Here is an 18,876-nt window from a genome sequence, read left to right on the forward strand (position 1 = left end):
GATTAAAGGACGGCGATTGTAGCGCAAGCATCAAGCGCTGCGGTTGGTAAAGCTGTGCAGGGCTTTCTCGATGCATTGGGCAGTTTTACCGAAGGCCTGCACGGTGGTTTCCGAGAACGGCCCGCCGCCCTGGTCGGCGACCATCACCATCACCACCCGACCGTTGCAGCTCATGGAGCGCAATAACAGGTGCTCGCCGGTGAACAGGCGGCGCAGGATCGGCGGCAGCAGTGCCGAGAACTGGGCGTGGTTTTCCGGTGTGAGGCGCACCTGGGCGGACTTTTCCAGCAGGCGCTGCAGCAGCGTGCTGTTGACCACATCCAGGCTCAGGTTGGCGGCGTCCTTTGGCAGGCCGTCGGCCTGATGCACACGCAAGGTGCTCAGGGCTCGATCGGCCATAAATATCAGGACGCGCTGCATGCCGCTGGCCACCAGGGCTTCCTTGGCGCACGTGGTCAAATGCATGGCGTTGGCAAAACGGCTCGGCTCCACCAGCAGTTCGGTACAACGCTTGCGCCAGACGGCCAGGGCTTCGGCGGTGGGCGGTGGTGCCGGTAACAGGCCGCGATGAATCTTGTGTACATGCCACGGCCAGATCAGCGACAGCGCCGGGTGCCAGAGATCGGGCATCAAGGTGTCGCGGGCACTGGTGACGGCTTGCTGGTGGACCTGTTGCTGCACTTCGCCCAGGGGCTGTTGCAGGTACAACGCGGTGAGGTATTGCCAGCGCTGGGTGTGCGGGCAGGTCCAGGACTCCTGGGCCGACATCGCCAGGCCGTTGGCCAGCAGTACCGTATTGGCCGGCTGATTCAACCAGCGGCGCAGGTTGGGATCGGCGTCGAGCAATTGCTGGTGACGAAGAGGGTCGTCTTCGCGGGCGATGTGCAGGGCCTTGACCAGCAAGCGCTGCTCGGTCCGCAGCAAGGTATACCCCTGGGACACCCAGATCGGCAGGTGCCAGGTCTCGGTCAGGCCGAGGCACAGGTCCAGCAGGCGCACGCCGAACAATGCCTGTTCGACCTTGCGTGCCGACTCGCCCTTGTGGATGACCCGCAGTTCCCATTCTTCCAGGAGCTTGGGGTAGGCAACGGCCATCGGCCACAGCGGTGAAAGAAACAGCAGGCTGCCCCAATGAATGTCCTGCCACAGCCGCGCCAGGCGACTGCCGAACAATCCATTGGCTTGTTGCGAGGCGTGCTGGCTGACCAGCAGCAACTGGCGCAGCGCTACGGGAATTTCATGGGCCGGCACTGACGGCAGGCGTGCCAGCAGTTCCTCGGCGCGTTTGAGGCCCAGGCGGTTAAGCGCCACTTCGAGGTTTTCCGCCGGCGCCGTCAGGCTGCCATGGGTGTGGCTGTTGGCCTCGCGCATGACGCTGAGTACGAGGGCCGGGCTGTTTTGCATCAGCTCGGCAATATCTCGCAACGAACTGCGGCTATCGCGGATGGCTTTGCACACGCGGTCATGGCTGGCCTGTGGAACAGGCAGCAGCACTTCGTCCAGGCGCTTGATCCAAGCGGCTAGAGAAGCAGGTTTTGCAGTTGGGACTGTCGTTTCATTAGCCATGATTGGGGCGCGATCATCACTTGCGGTCAACACACCCGGAGCGGGCCGAACTGGCTTTTCGCCTTAACGGGCTATAGTCTGGCGCAGTTTTGCCGATAAGTAGAACAAGAGTTTTCCAGTTCCCCCAAATATGTCCATGAACCCGACGGCGCAAGTACTCATCTCCTATGGCTAAAATTATCGGCATTATCGTCGTCTTCGCGAGCGTGCTCGGCGGCTACGTCCTGTCCCACGGTAAAATTGCGGCACTGATCCAGCCTTTCGAGGTGATGATTATCGGTGGTGCGGCACTGGGTGCCTTCCTGCAGGCGAACCCCGGCTACATGACCATGCACGTGATCAAGAAGTCGCTGGGCATGTTCGGTTCGCGTTTCACCCACACGTTCTATCTGGAAGTGTTGGGCCTGGTTTACGAGATCCTCAACAAGAGCCGCCGCGAAGGCATGATGGCCATCGAGGCCGACATCGAGGACGCCGCGGCCAGCCCGATTTTCGCCAAGTACCCGGCCGTGCTCAAAGATGAGCGCATGACCGCCTACATCTGTGACTACCTGCGCATCATGTCCTCCGGCAACATGGCTCCCCATGAGCTTGAGGGCCTGTTCGACATGGAATTGTTCAGCCTCAAGGAAGAATTGGAGCATCCTTCCCATGCCGTGACCGGTGTAGCCGACGGCATGCCCGGCTTCGGTATCGTCGCGGCGGTGCTGGGTATCGTGGTAACCATGGCTTCCCTGGGGGAAGGTGACCAGGCGGCTATCGGCATGCACGTAGGTGCGGCGCTGGTGGGTACCTTCTTCGGTATTCTCGCAGCCTACGGCTTCTTCGGCCCGCTGGCGACCTCCCTGGCCCACGATGCCAAGGAAGAAATCAACCTGTACGAATCGATCAAGGCCAGCCTGGTGGCGTCCGCTTCCGGCATGCCGCCTTCGTTGGCGGTGGAGTTCGGTCGCAAGGTGCTGTACCCGAAGCATCGCCCAAGCTTCGCCGAGCTGGAACAAGCGGTTCGCGGTCGCTAAGCCATGGAAAACAACCAGCCGATAATCATCAAGCGCGTCAAGCGCTTCGCTGCGGGGCACCATGGCGGCGCCTGGAAAATCGCTTTCGCCGACTTTGCCACGGCGATGATGGCGTTCTTCCTGGTGCTGTGGCTGATGTCCACCGCCACGCCCGAACAGAAGATCGCCATTGCCGGCTACTTCAAAGACCCGATTGGCTTCTCGGAAAGCGGCACGCCCTTTGTGATCGACCTGGGCGGTTCGCCGCAATTGGCGCCTGAGCGCACCATCAACCCGGAAGTCAAGACCGAAGCACCGCAGGAAAAAATCCCGATCGAGCGCGATACCGTCGAAGCCATGGCCGAGCAGGTCGAGCAGGAACGTCTTGAGCTGTTACTGCAAGAGTTGCAGAACAAGGTGGAGGAAAACCCGCAACTGCTGAAGTTCAAGGATCAGATTTCGTTCGAGATCACCCCGGATGGCTTGCGTATCCAGATCACCGACGCCGCCAACCGGCCGATGTTCGACTCTGGCAGCGCACGCTTGAAACCGTACTTTGAAGACATCCTGCTGGCCATGGCCGACACTATCAAGGCGGTGCCGAACAAGATCAGCATCAGCGGCCACACCGATGCCAAGCCTTACGCGGGCCAGGGTGACTTCGGCAACTGGGAGCTTTCCGCCAACCGTGCCAACGCCGCGCGTCGTGCGCTGGTGGCCGGCAGCTATCCCGACCCGCAAGTGGCGCGGGTGGTGGGGTTTGCGTCCTCGCAACTGTTTGATGCGAAGGATCCGTTCAACCCGATCAACCGCCGCATCGATATCGTGGTGCTGACCAAAAAGGCCCAGCGTGCGATTGAAGGCGATCAGCCGCCACCACAACCGACCCCGGGAGCAGGTGCGCCGGGTGAAGTGCCGGCCGACCCACATGCCATCCCGCCCGGCCAGGAGCCATTGCCGGCCCATGAGCTGCGGCAGAAGCTGAACCTGTTTGATGATGGCGGCGTGAAAGACCCTACGGCGCCGGCGACGGGGTCCTAAGCCATATACAGCGTGTCTACCAATGAAAACGCCCCGACTGATCGGGGCGTTTTCATTTCTACTCAGAGTGGTAGATAGGCCTTGACCCCGCTGATCACGCCTTGCATGTCGTCGGTGCCCAAGCGTGGCACGAAGTAATCTCGTCCTTTGGATCGGGTCTTTCTATGCAGCTTGTCGAGGCGCTCGAAGCTGACGGTATAAATCATGTCGCACTTCACCCACAGCTCTTTGTCGCCATCGGATTGAAGTGGATTTGTACGAAGCAGGTGATGCCAGTCGTACTGGATCTCCGGCGCGGTAGAGGAGATCGGTACAACGGTACAGAGTTTGCGCTTGTGGGTGGCTGTAGGGGATATCACCACCACCTTGCGGATCTTGAGCATCTCCGGGGCCACAAAGCCGCGGGTGAAGTCACAAAGCAGCACATCGCCTTGTTTGGGATGATAGTAGAGAGTCAATCGTCAATTCCCCACAAAAAGCAAAGCCGCCCGAAGGCGGCTTCATTCGACACGCAGTGGAGCTTGCATCGCCCCTTCTGCGCCGCTGGATCAACCCCGAAAAGGATCCAGACTCCTGCCAGCCTGCGCTGGTGACGGAGCGATTATGGGCATCAGGAATGTCGAATTCAAGCTGGCTTGCGTCGGTGAGCCACCCAGTTGTGCCGAATTCTTGATGCCAGCTCCCGCTAAATCAATGGAGTAGGGTGCTTTACGTCTCCATTTATATGTATCAGGAAGTGCCTGCTCAATAACTGCTTTCCGGCAAGCTCGCAATAATCGACCGATAGCTGTTCATCCGCTGCTGCTGCACGCGGCCGTCTTCCAGGGCCTTGAGCAGGGCGCAGCCCGGCTCGCGATCGTGTTTGCAATCGCGGAAGCGGCAGGTGCCGATCAGGTCGTTGAATTCGATAAAGCCCGCTTCCACGTCGCTGCGGCTGACGTGGCCGAGGCCGAATTCACGGATGCCCGGGGAGTCGATCAACTCACCGCCGCCCGGGAAGTGGAACAGCCGCGCCGTGGTAGTGGTGTGGGTGCCCTGGCCGGACAGTTCCGACAGCGGGCCCACGCGGGTATCGACTTCCGGCAGCAGGCTATTGACCAGCGAGGATTTGCCCACGCCCGACTGGCCGACAAAGACGCTGATACGTCCGTCCAACTGCTGTTGCAGCTGTTCCATGCCATTGCCGTGATGGGCCGAGACTTCCAGCACCGGGTAGCCCAGGGTGCGGTAGACCGCCAGCAGCGCGTTGAGCGCGGGGGCATTCTGCTCGTCGATCAGGTCGAATTTGTTCAGCAGCAACAACGGGCGAATGCCGGCATGCTCGGCTGCCACCAGGTAGCGGTCGATCAGGTTGGCATGGGGCTCGGGCAGTGGTGCAAACACGATCACGATCATGTCGACGTTGGCCGCTACCGGCTTGAGCTGGCCACGGCTGTCGGGGCGGCGCAGTTCGGTGCTGCGCGGCAGTTGGGCGACGATCACGCCGATGCCCTGGTTGCCGGCGCGCCATACCACCTTGTCGCCGGTGACCAGCGCAGGCAGGTTGGCACGCAAGTGGCAGCGGAACACCAGGCCCGCGAGTTCGCCTTCCAGCGCCTCGACTTCGACCTGCACACCGAAGTGCGCGATTACCAGTCCCGTCTGTTCGGGGCCCAGGTCGCCGCCCTCGAGCGCTTCCACGGCGGAGGATTCACGTTTGGCGGCGCGGGCGGCGCGTTCACCTTGAATCTTTTCGATGCGCCAGTTTTGGCGACGATTGAGCTGGCGTTTGGCCATTGGTGTTCCGTGTCGATAATGCAAAGGTTGGGTAAAACGGTCGCGAGTCTAGCACGGCCCCGCCTGCTAAACTGCGCAGCTACGCCAAGGTGCCAAGAGAATCAAGCCATGCAAAACCCACAGAACCTGATTTGGATCGATCTGGAAATGACCGGTCTGAACCCTGACACCGACGTCATCATCGAGATGGCGACCATTGTCACCGACAGCAACCTCAACACCTTGGCCGAAGGTCCGGTGATCGCCATCCACCACAGCGACGCCGTGCTTGCCACCATGGACGAGTGGAACACCCGCACCCACGGCAACTCCGGCCTGACTCAGCGTGTGCGTGACAGCCGCATCAGCATGGCCGAAGCCGAAGCCGAAACCATTGCCTTCCTGGAGAAATGGGTGCCCAAGGGCAAGTCGCCGATCTGCGGCAACAGCATCTGTCAGGACCGTCGCTTCCTTTATACCCATATGAAAGCGCTGGAAAGCTACTTCCACTACCGCAACCTGGATGTGTCCACGCTCAAGGAACTGGCTGCGCGCTGGGCGCCGGAGGTCAAGGACAGCTTCCATAAAGGCAGCACGCACTTGGCGCTGGATGATATTCGCGAGTCGATCGCCGAGCTGCAGCATTACCGCAAGCATTTCATCAAGGCTTGAAACGGTTTCTTACCGTGTCCGGGCTTCCTGTGGTGAGCGGGCTTGCCCCGCGCTGGGCTGCGTAGCGGCCCCACTGCCGTTGCCGCATTTCTCCCTATAGATATCATCGCCAAGTATTTGGGGCTGCTGCGCAGCCCAGCGCGGGGCAAGCCCGCTCACTACAAGGATCGCCATCATGCTGCTGATGCTCTACCTCATCGCCATCACCGCCGAAGCCATGACCGGCGCGTTGTCCGCCGGCCGGCGCGGCATGGACTGGTTTGGTGTGGTGCTGATCGCCTGCGTGACGGCGTTGGGCGGCGGCTCGGTACGTGATGTATTGCTCGGCCACTACCCGCTGACGTGGGTCAAGCATCCGGAATACCTGGTGCTGACCTCCATCGCGGCGCTGGTGACGATCTTTATCGCACCCTTGATGCGTCGCCTGCGCTCGCTGTTCCTCGCGCTGGATGCCGTGGGCCTGGTTGCTTTCACCTTGATCGGCTGCATGACCGCCCTGGAAATGGGCCACGGCATGCTGGTGGCCTCGGTCAGCGGGGTGATCACCGGCGTCTTCGGCGGCATTCTGCGGGATATCTTCTGCAACGACATTCCGCTGATCTTCCGCCGTGAACTGTACGCCAGCGTGTCATTCCTCGCCGCCTGGTTTTACCTGCTGTGCCGCTACCTGGAACTGCCCAGCGAGCAGGCGATTCTACTGACCCTGTTCAGCGGCTTTCTATTGCGCCTGCTGGCGATCCGGTTTCACTGGGAAATGCCCAAGTTCGTCTACAACGACGACGTGCACTAGCGCGATGCGTGCTGGTTCAGCGCCCATTCCACATGCTCGCGCACCAGCTCCGACGGGTAATCCCGGCGTGCCTTCAAGGCTTCCAGCACCGGAATGCTCGACGGCGCATTGCCCAGGCCCACCGCCAGGTTGCGCAGCCAGCGCTCGTAACCGGCACGGCGCAACGGTGAGCCTTCGGTACTGCTGAGGAATTTATCCTCATCCCACATGAACAGCTCCGCCAGTTCTGCGTTATCCAGGTTGTGCCGTGGCGTGAAATCGCTCTCGGCAGTGGGTCGCGCGAAACGATTCCACGGACAAACGATCTGACAGTCATCGCAGCCGAATACCCGATTGCCGATCAGCGGGCGCAGGTCTTCAGGGATGGCGCTCTTGAGTTCGATGGTCAGGTAGGAAATGCAGCGCCGGGCGTCCAGCACATAGGGGCCGACAAACGCGTTGGTGGGGCAGATATCCAGGCAGGCGGTGCAGCGGCCGCAGTGCTCCGTGGCGTGGGGTGGATCCACGGGCAGCGGCAAATCGACAAACAGTTCGCTGAGGAAGAAATAACTGCCGGCCTTGCGATTGAGCACCAGGGTGTTTTTACCGATCCAGCCAAGGCCCGCTTGTTCGGCAATGGCCTTTTCCAGCACGGGCGCGCTGTCGACAAAGGCGCGAAAGCCGAAAGGGCCGATCTGCGCCTGGATGCGGTCGGCCAACTGCTGCACGCGCTTGCGGATCAGCTTGTGGTAGTCGCGGCCCAGGGCATAACGGGAGATGTAGGCTTTTTCCGGTTTTGCCAGCAGTTGCGCCATCTGCGTGTCGCCGGGCAGGTAATCCATGCGTAGCGACACCACGCGCAGGGTACCCGGCACCAGTTCGTCCGGGTGCGAGCGTTTGCTGCCATGGGCGCCCATGTAGTCCATCTCGCCGTGGTAGCCCGCGTCGAGCCAGCGTTGCAGATGTTGTTCATGCTCGGCCAGGTCCAGGCCGCTGATGCCGACTTGTTGAAAGCCCAGCTCGCGGCCCCAGTCCTTGATCGATTGGGCGAGGGCGGGCAGATCGGAGGTAATAGCGGGCATGAGACACGGGAAACCACAGGTTAGATGCGTATAATTCTGCCAGACATCGGAGCTTGAAGACGCATGCCGCAGACAAAACACGAAATAACCGACGTTCAGCCTTTGTTGCACGGCCATTTGCCGCAACTGGCTGCGCGTTCCCCGGACGCCCATAAAGGCCAGTTCGGCCACCTGTTGATGATTGGCGGCGACCGGGGCTTTGGCGGTGCCGCGCTGTTGAGTGCCGAAAGTGCCCTGCGCAGTGGCGCGGGCATGGTGTCCCTGGCCACTCGACTTGAGCATGTGCCGGCCGCGCTGGCCCGTTTGCCGGAAGTCATGAGCGTCGGCGTGAGCTCGGCCAACCAGTTGATGGGCTTGCTGGAAAAAATCTCGGTAATCGTCATTGGCCCCGGCCTGGGCGAAGCCGCCTGGGGTAAAAGCCTGTTGTCTGTTGCAGCCAATGCACGGCAGCCGCAGGTCTGGGATGCCGATGCACTCAATCAACTGGCGACTGGCAGTGTGAGCCTGCCGGCCCATTGCGTGATCACTCCGCATCCTGGGGAGGCGGCGCGCTTGTTGGGTATTTCGACAGCCGAGGTTCAGGCCGATCGTCTTAAGGTGGCGCGCGCGTTGAGCCAGAAATTCAATGCAGTGGCTATCCTCAAGGGTGCTGGCAGTTTGATTGCCAGCCCGGACGGGCGCGTTTCACGCTGTGACCAAGGCCATCCGGCGATGGCGACGGCGGGCCTCGGTGACGTTTTGGCCGGCCTGGTAGGTGCGCTGCTGGCCCAGGGCATGCCGGCTTATGAAGCCAGCTGCCTGGCCGTCTGGTTGCACGCCACGGCAGGGGATCGCCAGGGCAGCTTTGGTCGCGGGCTGGCCGCCAGCGACCTGATACCCGCCATTCGTCAATTGCTGGAGGAACAGTCGCCGTGTCTGAAGTAATTCTTTTCCTGGCCGATGAAGAGGCCATGGTGGCGTTAGGTCAGCGTATTGCCCAGGTCACGGCCGGGTCAGGCCTGATCTTTCTTGAAGGCGACCTGGGGGCGGGCAAGACCACGCTGTCCCGGGGGATCATTCGCGGTCTGGGCCACACCGGGGCGGTCAAGAGTCCCACGTTCACCCTGGTTGAACCCTACGAGATCGGCGCAGTGCGGGCTTTCCATTTCGACCTCTACCGCCTGGTGGATCCCGAAGAACTCGAATTCATGGGCATCCGTGATTACTTCGATGAAGCCGCGCTGTGCCTGATTGAGTGGCCAGATAAAGGCACAGGCTTTTTGCCAAAGCCGGACCTGACCATTACCATTACGCCGCATGATCACGGACGTCAGCTGAAGTTGTTGCCCCAGGGCGCGCGCGGTGAGTCGTGGTGCGCCGCTCTGGCTTTGGAATTCAAATAATTGGTGGGGTTAGGTATGCGCTTTCGCGCGTTGGTTGCTGTCGTAGGGGTGTTGCTTGCGGCAATGACTGTCAATGCTCTGGCTGCTTCACAGGTGAAGAGTGTTCGCCTGTGGCGAGCGCCGGATAACACGCGACTGGTGTTCGACCTGTCTGGCCCGGTCCAGCACAGTGTCTTTACCCTCACGGCGCCCGATCGCCTGGTGATCGACATCAATGGTGCGACCCTGGCCGCGCCGTTGAACGTGTCCACCGCCAACACGCCGATTACCGCCATGCGCTCGGCGCAGCGCACGCCGACCGACCTGCGGGTGGTAATCGACCTGAAAAAGGTCGTGACCCCGAAAAGCTTCTCCCTGGCGCCAAACGCCCAATACGGCAACCGGCTGGTGGTCGATCTGTTCGACAACGCCGCCGATGCCGCGCCGCCGCCGGCGCCAACCCCGGCCGTGGCGACAGTGCCGGCCGTACCGGTCAACCCGTCCCAGCCTCAGGTCAAGCTGCCACCGCCGCCGCCAGCGCCGGCCGGCAAGCGCGACATTATCGTGGTGATCGATGCCGGCCACGGCGGTGAAGACCCGGGCGCCTCCGGTTCGCGCGGCCAGCATGAGAAAGACGTGGTGCTGGCCATCGCCCGTGAGCTGCAGCGCCAGGTCAACGGCATGAAAGGCTACCGCGCCGAACTGACCCGTACCGGCGACTACTTCATTCCGTTGCGCGGCCGTACCGAAATCGCCCGTAAGAAGGGCGCCGACCTGTTCGTCTCGATCCATGCGGACGCCGCGCCTTCGACGGCGGCCTTCGGTGCTTCGGTGTTTGCCCTGTCGGATCGCGGCGCCACGTCCGAGACCGCGCGCTGGCTGGCCGACAGCGAAAACCGTTCCGACTTGATCGGCGGGGCCGGCAACGTGTCCCTCGATGACAAGGACAAGATGCTCGCCGGGGTACTGCTTGATCTGTCGATGACGGCCTCGCTGACCTCCAGCTTGAACGTCGGCCAGAAGGTGTTGAGCAACATCGGCCGGGTGACCTCGTTGCATAAGCAGCGCGTGGAACAGGCCGGGTTCATGGTGTTGAAGTCGCCGGACATCCCATCGATCCTGGTGGAAACCGGGTTTATCTCCAATGCCAACGAAGCCTCGAAGCTGGCCAGTGCCAGCCACCAGCAGGCCTTGGCGCGCTCCATCAGTGCTGGCGTGCGCCAGTTCTTCCAGCAGAACCCGCCGCCAGGCACCTACATTGCCTGGCTGCGCGACTCCGGCAAAATCGCCCAGGGCCCGCGCGACCATCGCGTGCAGCCCGGCGACACCGTGGCCATGCTGGCCGTGCGTTTCCAGGTCTCGGCCGCGTCCCTGCGCAGCGCCAACAACCTGAAGAGCGATGAGTTGAAAATCGGCCAGGTATTGACCATCCCCGGCACTGAATTGGCGGCACAGTAATGAGCGAATCAGTCTTGAACAGCGGGTCGCGCATTGAATTGCTCAGCCCGCGCCTCGCCAACCAGATTGCGGCGGGCGAGGTCGTTGAGCGGCCGGCATCGGTGATCAAGGAATTGCTGGAGAACAGCATCGACTCCGGCGCCCGACGCATCGATGTCGATGTGGAGCAGGGCGGCGTCAAGCTGCTGCGTGTCCGCGACGATGGCAGCGGGATCTCCTCCGATGACCTGCCGCTGGCCCTGGCCCGTCACGCCACCAGCAAGATCCGCGACCTGGAAGACCTGGAGCGGGTGATGAGCCTGGGCTTTCGCGGTGAGGCATTGGCTTCCATCAGTTCCGTGGCCCGTCTGACCCTGACGTCGCGCACCCGTGATGCCGAGCAAGCCTGGCAGGTGGAGACCGAAGGCCGCGACATGGCGCCTCGGGTCCAGCCGGCTGCCCACCCGGTGGGCACCTCTGTGGAAGTGCGCGACTTGTTCTTCAACACCCCGGCGCGGCGCAAATTCCTCAAGGCCGAAAAAACCGAATTCGATCACCTGCAAGAAGTCATCAAGCGCCTGGCCCTGGCGCGTTTCGATGTGGCGTTTCACCTGCGCCACAACGGCAAGACCATCCTCAGCCTGCACGAAGCCAACGACGACGCCGCGCGTGCTCGCCGTGTCGCGGCAGTGTGCGGTGCGGGGTTCCTGGAGCAGGCGCTGCCGATTGAAGTCGAACGCAATGGCCTGCGGCTGTGGGGTTGGGTCGGTTTGCCGACGTTTTCCCGAAGCCAGGCGGACTTGCAGTATTTCTTTGTAAATGGCCGGGCGGTACGCGACAAGCTGGTGGCCCACGCGGTGCGCCAGGCTTATCGCGATGTGTTGTTCAACGGTCGGCATCCGACCTTTGTGCTGTTTTTCGAGGTCGACCCTTCGGTAGTGGACGTCAACGTGCACCCGACCAAGCACGAAGTGCGCTTCCGTGACGGGCGCATGGTGCATGACTTCCTCTATGGCACCTTGCACCGTGCCCTGGGCGATGTGCGCCCGGATGACCAGTTGTCTGCGCCCATCGTGACGGCGGTGGTGCGGCCGAGCGGCCCCGAAGCGGGCGAGTTTGGCCCTCAGGGCGAAATGAGCCTGGCGGCAAACCTGCTGCAATCGCCGCAACCCCAGCCGAGCTATACGGCGCCGGGCTCTGGCTCGGGAGCGGGTTATCAGTACCAATACACACCGCGTCCGCAATCGGCCGTGCCGGTCGCCGAAGCGCAGGCTGCCTATCGTGAGTTCTTTGCGCCGCTGCCAGGTGCCGAGCCGGGCGCCGTGGCCTTGCCGGAAGGTGGCGGTGATATCCCACCCCTGGGCTACGCGTTGGCGCAGCTCAAGGGCATCTACATCCTCGCGGAAAATGCCCATGGCCTGGTGCTGGTGGACATGCATGCCGCTCACGAGCGGATCATGTACGAGCGCCTGAAGATCGCCATGGCCAGCGAAGGCCTGAGTGGCCAGCCGTTGCTGGTGCCGGAATCCCTGGCCGTCAGCCAGCGTGAGGCCGATTGCGCTGAAGAACATCATGGTGTGTTCCAGAAACTGGGCTTCGAGTTGCAGCGCCTGGGCCCTGAGACCCTGGCGATTCGCCAGATTCCCGCGCTGCTCAAGCAGGCCGAAGCCAACCGGCTGGTGGCCGATGTATTGGCTGACCTGATGGAGTACGGCACCAGTGACCGTATCCAGGCACACATCAACGAACTGCTCGGCACCATGGCCTGCCACGGCGCCATCCGCGCCAATCGCCGCCTGGCCTTGCCGGAAATGAACGGCCTGCTGCGCGACATGGAAAACACCGAACGCAGCGGCCAGTGCAACCATGGCCGTCCGACCTGGACCCAGATGGGCCTGGACGATCTGGACAAACTGTTCTTGCGCGGCCGTTGATGAGTGCCTTGCCCCCCGCAATCTTCCTGATGGGCCCCACGGCCGCCGGCAAGACCGACCTGGCCATCGAGCTCACCAAGGTGCTGCCGTGCGAGCTGATCAGTGTCGACTCAGCCCTGGTTTACCGGGACATGGACATCGGCACCGCCAAGCCTTCCAAAGCGCTGCTGGCGCAGCATCCGCACCGGTTGATCGACATCATCGACCCGGCCGAGAGCTATTCCGCAGCGGATTTCCGCACTGACGCCCTGGCCGCCATGGCGCAAATCACCGCGCGGGGCAACATCCCCTTGCTGGTGGGCGGCACGATGCTCTACTACAAGGCTTTGCAGGAAGGGCTGGCCGACATGCCGCCCGCCGATGCCCAGGTGCGCGCTGAACTCGAAGAAGAGGCTGCACGCCTTGGCTGGCAAGCCCTGCACGACCAGTTGGCAGTGGTTGATCCGGTATCTGCCGCGCGTATTCACCCCAATGATCCCCAGCGCCTCAGCCGCGCTCTGGAAGTCTGGCGGGTCAGCGGGCAGACCATGACTGAACTGCGGCTGAAACAAACTGCGCAAAGTGCTGATGCAGGCGCATCTGGACAGTCACAATTGCCCTATACTGTGGCGAATCTGGCCATCGCTCCGGCAAATCGCCAGGTGCTGCATGAACGAATTGCACAAAGATTCACAATTATGTTGGAACAGGGGTTTGTGGACGAGGTCGTAGCACTGCGGTCAAGAGGTGACCTGCATCCAGGGTTACCTTCGATACGTGCTGTAGGCTACCGCCAAGTCTGGGATCATCTGGATGGCAAGCTGACGTCAGCCGAAATGCAGGAGCGCGGCATCATTGCCACGCGCCAATTAGCGAAGCGCCAGTTCACCTGGCTGCGCAGCTGGAGCGATTTGCACTGGTTGGACAGCCTGGACAGCGACAATCTGTCACGCGCCTTGAAATACTTGGGAACGGTCTCCATATTGAGCTGAGTCCTTGCAATTGCCGTCTATCCTTGGGGGTGTGACGGCCATAAGCTATCTATTTTCCGATTTTTTATTATTGATCCTTAAAGGAGTGCGGCACATGTCAAAAGGGCATTCGCTACAAGACCCTTACTTGAATACTTTACGTAAAGAGAAAGTGGGGGTTTCCATCTATCTGGTCAACGGTATCAAGCTGCAAGGCACGATCGAGTCGTTTGACCAGTTCGTGATCCTGCTGAAAAACACCGTCAGCCAGATGGTCTACAAGCACGCTATCTCGACAGTGGTTCCAGTTCGTCCAATCCGTCTGCCTAGCGCCGCCGGTGATGATGCAGCTGACGCTGAGCCAGGTAACGCCTGATAGGAGTCTCCTTTGTTCTTTGAGCGCCACGGTGGTGGTGAGCGAGTCATCCTCGTTCACTTGGATGGACAGGACCCTGAGGCGCGCGAAGATCCGCAGGAGTTTCAGGAGTTGGCAAATTCGGCCGGCGCCGAGACCGTTGCGTTTTTTAACGTGCCGCGTCATCGGCCAACCGCCAAATTCCTGATTGGCAGCGGCAAGGTCGAGGAATTGCGCGACCTGGTCCATGCCGAAGAAGCCGATCTGGTGATCTTCAATCACACCCTCACGCCCAGTCAGGAACGTAACCTCGAACGTGTATTCGAGTGTCGCGTGATCGACCGCACCGGCCTGATTCTCGATATTTTCGCCCAGCGCGCCCGTACCCATGAGGGCAAGCTCCAGGTAGAACTGGCCCAGCTTGACCACATGAGCACCCGGCTGGTTCGCGGTTGGACTCACCTTGAGCGTCAGGGTGGCGGTATCGGCATGCGGGGCCCGGGTGAAACCCAGCTGGAAACCGACCGACGCCTGCTGCGGGTTCGCCTGCGTCAGATCAAGGGCCGACTGGAGAAGGTGCGCAGCCAGCGCGAGCAATCGCGACGTGGCCGTTCGCGTGCCGATATTCCTACCGTATCGCTGGTGGGCTACACCAACGCCGGCAAGTCCACGCTGTTCAACAACGTGACCAAATCGGACGTGTACGCGGCTGACCAACTGTTCGCTACCCTCGACCCGACCTTGCGCCGTCTGGATATTGACGACCTGGGGCCGATTGTCCTGGCCGACACCGTGGGTTTCATTCGGCACCTGCCCCACAAGCTGGTCGAGGCATTTCGGTCTACGCTCGAAGAGTCGAGCAATTCCGACCTGTTGTTGCACGTGATCGATGCGGCCGAACCGGATCGCATGTTGCAGATTGAACAGGTGATGGTCGTGCTGGGTGAGATTGGTGCCCAGGACTTGCCGATCCTCGAGGTCTATAACAAACTCGATTTGCTTGAAGGCGTTGAGCCACAAATCCAGCGCGACGAGAACGGCAAGCCCCAGCGGGTCTGGCTGTCGGCGCGCGATGGCAGTGGTTTGGAGCTGCTTGAACAAGCCATTGCCGAATTGCTCGGCAGCGATTTGTTCGTCGGCACCTTGCGCTTGCCTCAGCGTTTTGCTCGACTGCGTGCACAGTTTTTCGAGCTGGGCGCGGTACAGAAAGAAGAACACGACGAAGAAGGTGTCAGCTTGCTGGCCGTTCGATTGCCGCGCTCGGAGCTCAATCGGCTGGTCAGCCGTGAAGGCGTAGTACCGACAGAGTTCATCGAACAACACACTTTGCAATAAAAGCCTCAGAAAGCGGTTGTGCCGCAGTAGCAGGCATTCTGTAGCATTGGTCGGCGCGCCGTGGGTGCGTCTTTGCTTTATCAGATGGAGAGCGCTATGGCTTGGAATGAGCCGGGTGGCAACTCGAATAATCAGGATCCTTGGGGTGGTAAGCGCCGCAATAATGGCGACCGCAAGGGGCCACCAGATCTCGACGAGGCCTTCCGAAAGCTGCAGGAAAGCCTGAATGGGTTGTTCGGTGGTGGAAAAAAACGGGGTGGTGATGAAGGTGGTCGCACCAGCAAGGGCGGCGGCTACGGCCTGCTGGGCCTGGGTCTTGTCGTGCTGGCGGCCGTATGGCTGTACAGCGCCGTATACGTCGTGGACGAGCAGGAGCAAGCCGTGGTGCTGCGCTTCGGCAAGTACTACGAGACTGTCGGTCCTGGCCTGAATATCTATTTCCCGCCGATCGACAAGAAGTACATGGAGAACGTCACGCGTGAGCGTGCCTACACCAAGCAGGGCCAGATGCTGACCGAAGACGAGAATATCGTCGAAGTTCCGCTGACCGTGCAGTACAAGATCAGCAACCTGCAGGACTTCGTGCTGAATGTCGATCAGCCGGAAATCAGCCTGCAACACGCAACCGAAAGCGCCCTGCGCCACGTGGTGGGTTCCACCGCCATGGACCAGGTGCTGACCGAAGGCCGTGAACTGATGGCCAGCGAAATCAAGGAGCGCCTGCAACGGTTCCTCGATACCTATCGCACCGGTATCACCGTCACCCAGGTGAACGTACAGAGCGCAGCGGCACCGCGTGAAGTGCAGGAAGCGTTCGACGACGTGATCCGCGCCCGTGAAGACGAACAGCGTTCGCGCAACCAGGCTGAAACCTACGCCAACGGCGTCGTGCCGGAAGCCCGTGGCCAGGCCCAGCGTATCCTTGAGGATGCCAATGGTTACCGTGACGAAGTGGTCTCCCGTGCCAAGGGTGAAGCGGATCGCTTTACCAAGCTGGTCGCCGAGTATCGCAAGGCGCCTGAAGTGACGCGTGAGCGTCTGTACCTGGACACCATGCAGGAAGTCTTCAGCAATACCAGCAAGGTCCTCGTGACCGGCAGCAAGGGTGGGCAGAACAACCTGCTGTACCTGCCGCTGGACAAGATGATCGAAGGTGGTCGCAGCAGCTCCAGTGCACCGTCCACCGGTTCCAATGCCGCTGCCAATGAAGCGAGCGCCCGTGCGGCCGCTGACTTGCTGCAACAGCAAACACGTACCAGGGAGAGTCGTTGATGAGCAATAAATCGCTGACCGCCCTGATTGTGGGCGTCGTCGTGGTCATCGCTGCCTGGAACTGCTTCTACATCGTGGCTCAGACCGAGCGAGCGGTGCTGCTGCAATTCGGTCGCGTGGTCCAGGCGGATGTCCAGCCGGGCCTGCATGTGAAAGTCCCTTACGTCAACCAGGTGCGCAAGTTCGACGCCCGCCTGATGACCCTGGATGCACCGACACAGCGCTTCCTGACCCTGGAAAAGAAAGCCGTGATGGTTGACGCCTACGCCAAGTGGCGCGTCAAGGATGCCGAGCGCTTCTACACTGCGACCTCCGGCCTCAAGCAGATTGCCGACGAGCGTTTGTCGCGCCGTCTGGAGTCGGGCCTGCGTGACCAGTTTGGTAAGCGCACCCTGCACGAGGTGGTGTCCGGTGAACGTGATGCGCTGATGGCGGATATCACCCGTTCGTTGAATACGATGGCGGAAAAAGAACTGGGCATCGAAGTTGTCGATGTTCGGGTCAAGGCCATCGATTTGCCGAAGGAAGTGAACCGCAGCGTGTTCGAGCGCATGAGCACCGAGCGTGAGCGTGAGGCTCGTGAGCACCGTGCCAAGGGTAACGAGCTGGCTGAAGGTATCCGTGCGGATGCCGACCGTCAGCGCCGTGTACTGCTGGCAGAAGCCTATCGCGAGTCTGAAGAGGCCCGTGGTGATGGTGATGCTCAAGCCGCGGCGATCTACGCCAAGGCTTACGGCCAGGACCAGGAGTTCTACGCGTTCTACCGTAGCCTGCGTGCCTACCGTGAAAGCTTCGCGAACAAAACCGACGTCATGGTGCTGGACCCAAGCAGCGACTTCTTCCGCTACCTGGAAAAGTCCAAGTAACCAGCCCGTGATTTTGTAGGGCGCACTCCGTCGGGCGGCTAAAACGCCTGGCGGGGTGATCCTTTCAGAAAACGGGTGTATGATGCGGCAGCCGGGAAATTCCCGGCTTTTTTGCGTCTGCATGTTTGATTCGGCAGGCGTGACAGGTTTTTCGAGGAAAGTGCCCGACGAGGCCGTTAACAGGTCGTTCGTCACGTCGCTCTTGCGCGTGGTTTATGCAGGGGGCGGGTATTTTCTGCTTCACTCAAGGCTCGGCCGAGGGCTGGCCGCCCGGATCATAGGGGAATGGCGTAATGGCAACGGTAGACCGCTGGCTGCTGCCAGATGGCATCGAAGAAGTACTGCCACCAGAAGCTGCGCGCATTGAAGTAGCGCGTCGCCAGGTGTTGGATCTGTTCCAGAGCTGGGGTTACGAGTTTGTCGTGACCCCCCATATCGAGTACCTGGAATCCCTGCTGACCGGCGCGGGCCAGGACCTGGATCTGCGCACCTTCAAGGTCATCGACCCGCAATCGGGCCGGCAAATGGGGTTCCGTGCCGACATCACGCCGCAAGTGGCGCGCATCGATGCGCACACCCTGCGCCGCGAAGGCCCGAGCCGCCTGTGCTACGCCGGCAGCGTGCTGCATGCTCAACCGCGTGCCTTGTCGTCTTCCCGCAGCCCGATCCAGTTGGGCGCGGAGTTGTACGGTGATGCCAGCCCGAGCAGCGACGTTGAAGTGATCAGCCTGATGCTGGCCATGCTGCAACTGGCTGATGTACCAGATGTCCACATGGACCTCGGTCACGTGGGTATCTACCGTGGCCTGGCCCGTGCGGCCGGTTTGTCCGGTGAGGCCGAGCAACAGCTGTTCGATGCCCTGCAGCGCAAGGCGATCGATGAAGTCATCGCCTTGACCGCTGGCGTGCCTGCGGATCTGGCCGAGATGCTGCGTGCACTGGTCAACCTGTGTGGTGGCCGTGAAGTACTGGTGGCTGCACGTGAGCGCCTGGCCAAGGCGCCGGCGCCGGTATTGGCTGCACTGGATGACGTGCTGGCGATTGCTGAGCGGTTGTCGGCGCGGTTCCCGCAGTTGCCGCTGTATTTTGATCTGGGCGAGTTGCGCGGTTACCACTACCACACCGGTGTGGTGTTCGCGGTGTTTGTACCGGGTGTTGGCCAGGCCATCGCCCAAGGTGGACGTTACGACGACATCGGCGCCGACTTCGGTCGTGCGCGTCCGGCCACCGGCTTTTCCACCGATTTGAAAACCCTGGTGACCCTGGGGCGTGCTGAGGTCGAGCTGCCGTCTGGTGGCATCTGGATGCCCGACAGTACGGACGCAGCACTCTGGCAGCAGGTTTGCCAGTTGCGCAGTGAGGGTCAGCGTGTTGTCCAGGCATTGCCTGGGCAGCCATTGGCCGCCGCCCGTGAAGCGGACTGCGACCGGCAATTGATTCTGCAGAACGGGCTTTGGCAAGTATCGCCACTGGCTTCTTGAGT

The 18,876-nt window shown here is 61.3% G+C and carries 18 protein-coding genes; 14 read left to right on the forward strand and 4 right to left on the reverse strand.

What is annotated here, in order from left to right:
* Positions 1-30 precede the first annotated feature (30 nt).
* Positions 31-1,566, reverse strand: coding sequence for an HDOD domain-containing protein (locus BLW22_RS32820; RefSeq protein WP_074848578.1), 1,536 nt, complete (start codon positions 1,564-1,566; stop codon positions 31-33).
* A gap of 167 nt (positions 1,567-1,733) precedes the next feature.
* On the opposite strand from BLW22_RS32820, the gene motA reads away from it, so the two are divergent.
* Together motA and motB are read left to right on the forward strand one after the other, a co-directional pair.
* Positions 1,734-2,585, forward strand: coding sequence for a flagellar motor stator protein MotA (gene motA / locus BLW22_RS32825; protein ID WP_053139364.1), 852 nt, complete (start codon positions 1,734-1,736; stop codon positions 2,583-2,585).
* Positions 2,586-2,588: 3 nt separating this feature from the next.
* Positions 2,589-3,605, forward strand: a complete 1,017-nt coding sequence (gene motB, locus BLW22_RS32830; protein ID WP_065925633.1) for a flagellar motor protein MotB — start codon at positions 2,589-2,591, stop codon at positions 3,603-3,605.
* Positions 3,606-3,667: 62 nt separating this feature from the next.
* Here motB and BLW22_RS32835 read toward each other — a convergent pair whose 3' ends face one another.
* Positions 3,668-4,063 carry a type II toxin-antitoxin system PemK/MazF family toxin gene (locus BLW22_RS32835; RefSeq protein WP_074848580.1) on the reverse strand — a complete coding sequence of 132 codons (396 nt, stop codon included), beginning with the start codon at positions 4,061-4,063 and terminating at the stop codon, positions 3,668-3,670.
* A gap of 286 nt (positions 4,064-4,349) precedes the next feature.
* Positions 4,350-5,381 carry a small ribosomal subunit biogenesis GTPase RsgA gene (gene rsgA, locus BLW22_RS32840; RefSeq protein ID WP_065925631.1) on the reverse strand — a complete coding sequence of 344 codons (1,032 nt, stop codon included), beginning with the start codon at positions 5,379-5,381 and terminating at the stop codon, positions 4,350-4,352.
* Between the two features lie 108 nt (positions 5,382-5,489).
* On the opposite strand from rsgA, the gene orn reads away from it, so the two are divergent.
* Together orn and BLW22_RS32850 are read left to right on the forward strand one after the other, a co-directional pair.
* On the forward strand, positions 5,490-6,032 hold the full coding sequence (gene orn, locus BLW22_RS32845) for an oligoribonuclease (RefSeq protein WP_010213620.1): 543 nt from the start codon (positions 5,490-5,492) through the stop codon (positions 6,030-6,032).
* A gap of 172 nt (positions 6,033-6,204) precedes the next feature.
* The gene (locus BLW22_RS32850; RefSeq protein ID WP_174562755.1) at positions 6,205-6,822 is read left to right on the forward strand and encodes a trimeric intracellular cation channel family protein; all 618 of its coding nucleotides are present in this window, start codon (positions 6,205-6,207) and stop codon (positions 6,820-6,822) included.
* Here BLW22_RS32850 and queG read toward each other — a convergent pair.
* The gene (queG, locus tag BLW22_RS32855; RefSeq protein ID WP_065946607.1) at positions 6,819-7,883 is read right to left on the reverse strand and encodes a tRNA epoxyqueuosine(34) reductase QueG; all 1,065 of its coding nucleotides are present in this window, start codon (positions 7,881-7,883) and stop codon (positions 6,819-6,821) included. The genes BLW22_RS32850 and queG overlap by 4 nt on opposite strands.
* 63 nt (positions 7,884-7,946) lie before the next feature.
* On the opposite strand from queG, the gene BLW22_RS32860 reads away from it, so the two are divergent.
* From BLW22_RS32860 to BLW22_RS32905, 10 genes are all read left to right on the forward strand, one after another.
* Positions 7,947-8,807 carry an NAD(P)H-hydrate dehydratase gene (locus tag BLW22_RS32860; protein WP_065925629.1) on the forward strand — a complete coding sequence of 287 codons (861 nt, stop codon included), beginning with the start codon at positions 7,947-7,949 and terminating at the stop codon, positions 8,805-8,807.
* On the forward strand, positions 8,795-9,265 hold the full coding sequence (tsaE, locus tag BLW22_RS32865; protein ID WP_065925628.1) for a tRNA (adenosine(37)-N6)-threonylcarbamoyltransferase complex ATPase subunit type 1 TsaE: 471 nt from the start codon (positions 8,795-8,797) through the stop codon (positions 9,263-9,265). Before BLW22_RS32860 ends, tsaE begins: the two co-directional genes overlap by 13 nt.
* A gap of 15 nt (positions 9,266-9,280) precedes the next feature.
* Positions 9,281-10,702, forward strand: coding sequence for an N-acetylmuramoyl-L-alanine amidase (locus BLW22_RS32870; RefSeq protein ID WP_027604902.1), 1,422 nt, complete (start codon positions 9,281-9,283; stop codon positions 10,700-10,702).
* Positions 10,702-12,615 carry a DNA mismatch repair endonuclease MutL gene (mutL, locus tag BLW22_RS32875; protein ID WP_065925627.1) on the forward strand — a complete coding sequence of 638 codons (1,914 nt, stop codon included), beginning with the start codon at positions 10,702-10,704 and terminating at the stop codon, positions 12,613-12,615. The genes BLW22_RS32870 and mutL overlap by 1 nt, the downstream gene beginning before the upstream one ends.
* Positions 12,615-13,586: a tRNA (adenosine(37)-N6)-dimethylallyltransferase MiaA gene (gene miaA, locus BLW22_RS32880; protein ID WP_074848585.1), complete on the forward strand. Its 972-nt coding sequence runs from the start codon at positions 12,615-12,617 to the stop codon at positions 13,584-13,586. Before mutL ends, miaA begins: the two co-directional genes overlap by 1 nt.
* Positions 13,587-13,680: 94 nt before the next feature.
* Positions 13,681-13,941, forward strand: a complete 261-nt coding sequence (gene hfq, locus BLW22_RS32885; protein WP_003171355.1) for an RNA chaperone Hfq — start codon at positions 13,681-13,683, stop codon at positions 13,939-13,941.
* A gap of 12 nt (positions 13,942-13,953) precedes the next feature.
* Entirely contained in the window at positions 13,954-15,255 is a 1,302-nt protein-coding gene (gene hflX / locus BLW22_RS32890) for a ribosome rescue GTPase HflX (RefSeq protein WP_027604899.1), read from the forward strand.
* Positions 15,256-15,351: 96 nt separating this feature from the next.
* Positions 15,352-16,527 carry an FtsH protease activity modulator HflK gene (gene hflK, locus BLW22_RS32895; protein WP_065925625.1) on the forward strand — a complete coding sequence of 392 codons (1,176 nt, stop codon included), beginning with the start codon at positions 15,352-15,354 and terminating at the stop codon, positions 16,525-16,527.
* Complete coding sequence (hflC, locus tag BLW22_RS32900) at positions 16,527-17,393, forward strand: protease modulator HflC (protein ID WP_010213607.1); 867 nt, start codon at positions 16,527-16,529, stop codon at positions 17,391-17,393. Before hflK ends, hflC begins: the two co-directional genes overlap by 1 nt.
* A gap of 293 nt (positions 17,394-17,686) precedes the next feature.
* Positions 17,687-18,874 carry an ATP phosphoribosyltransferase regulatory subunit gene (locus BLW22_RS32905; protein WP_065940876.1) on the forward strand — a complete coding sequence of 396 codons (1,188 nt, stop codon included), beginning with the start codon at positions 17,687-17,689 and terminating at the stop codon, positions 18,872-18,874.
* Positions 18,875-18,876: the final 2 nt, after the last annotated feature.

This window comes from Pseudomonas marginalis (assembly GCF_900105325.1).
Lineage (GTDB): Bacteria > Pseudomonadota > Gammaproteobacteria > Pseudomonadales > Pseudomonadaceae > Aquipseudomonas > Aquipseudomonas marginalis.

Bases quoted from the DNA above. Each gene is read 5' to 3' on its own strand.
- rsgA (WP_065925631.1), bottom strand. From the start codon at position 5,381: ATGGCCAAACGCCAGCTCAATCGTCGCCAAAACTGGCGCATCGAAAAG.
- orn (WP_010213620.1), top strand. From the start codon at position 5,490: ATGCAAAACCCACAGAACCTGATTTGGATCGATCTGGAAATGACCGGT.
- queG (WP_065946607.1), bottom strand. From the start codon at position 7,883: ATGCCCGCTATTACCTCCGATCTGCCCGCCCTCGCCCAATCGATCAAG.
- motB (WP_065925633.1), top strand. From the start codon at position 2,589: ATGGAAAACAACCAGCCGATAATCATCAAGCGCGTCAAGCGCTTCGCT.
- miaA (WP_074848585.1), top strand. From the start codon at position 12,615: ATGAGTGCCTTGCCCCCCGCAATCTTCCTGATGGGCCCCACGGCCGCC.
- BLW22_RS32820 (WP_074848578.1), bottom strand. From the start codon at position 1,566: ATGGCTAATGAAACGACAGTCCCAACTGCAAAACCTGCTTCTCTAGCC.
- motA (WP_053139364.1), top strand. From the start codon at position 1,734: ATGGCTAAAATTATCGGCATTATCGTCGTCTTCGCGAGCGTGCTCGGC.
- BLW22_RS32870 (WP_027604902.1), top strand. From the start codon at position 9,281: ATGCGCTTTCGCGCGTTGGTTGCTGTCGTAGGGGTGTTGCTTGCGGCA.
- hflC (WP_010213607.1), top strand. From the start codon at position 16,527: ATGAGCAATAAATCGCTGACCGCCCTGATTGTGGGCGTCGTCGTGGTC.
- mutL (WP_065925627.1), top strand. From the start codon at position 10,702: ATGAGCGAATCAGTCTTGAACAGCGGGTCGCGCATTGAATTGCTCAGC.
- BLW22_RS32905 (WP_065940876.1), top strand. From the start codon at position 17,687: ATGGCAACGGTAGACCGCTGGCTGCTGCCAGATGGCATCGAAGAAGTA.
- hfq (WP_003171355.1), top strand. From the start codon at position 13,681: ATGTCAAAAGGGCATTCGCTACAAGACCCTTACTTGAATACTTTACGT.
- BLW22_RS32860 (WP_065925629.1), top strand. From the start codon at position 7,947: ATGCCGCAGACAAAACACGAAATAACCGACGTTCAGCCTTTGTTGCAC.
- hflK (WP_065925625.1), top strand. From the start codon at position 15,352: ATGGCTTGGAATGAGCCGGGTGGCAACTCGAATAATCAGGATCCTTGG.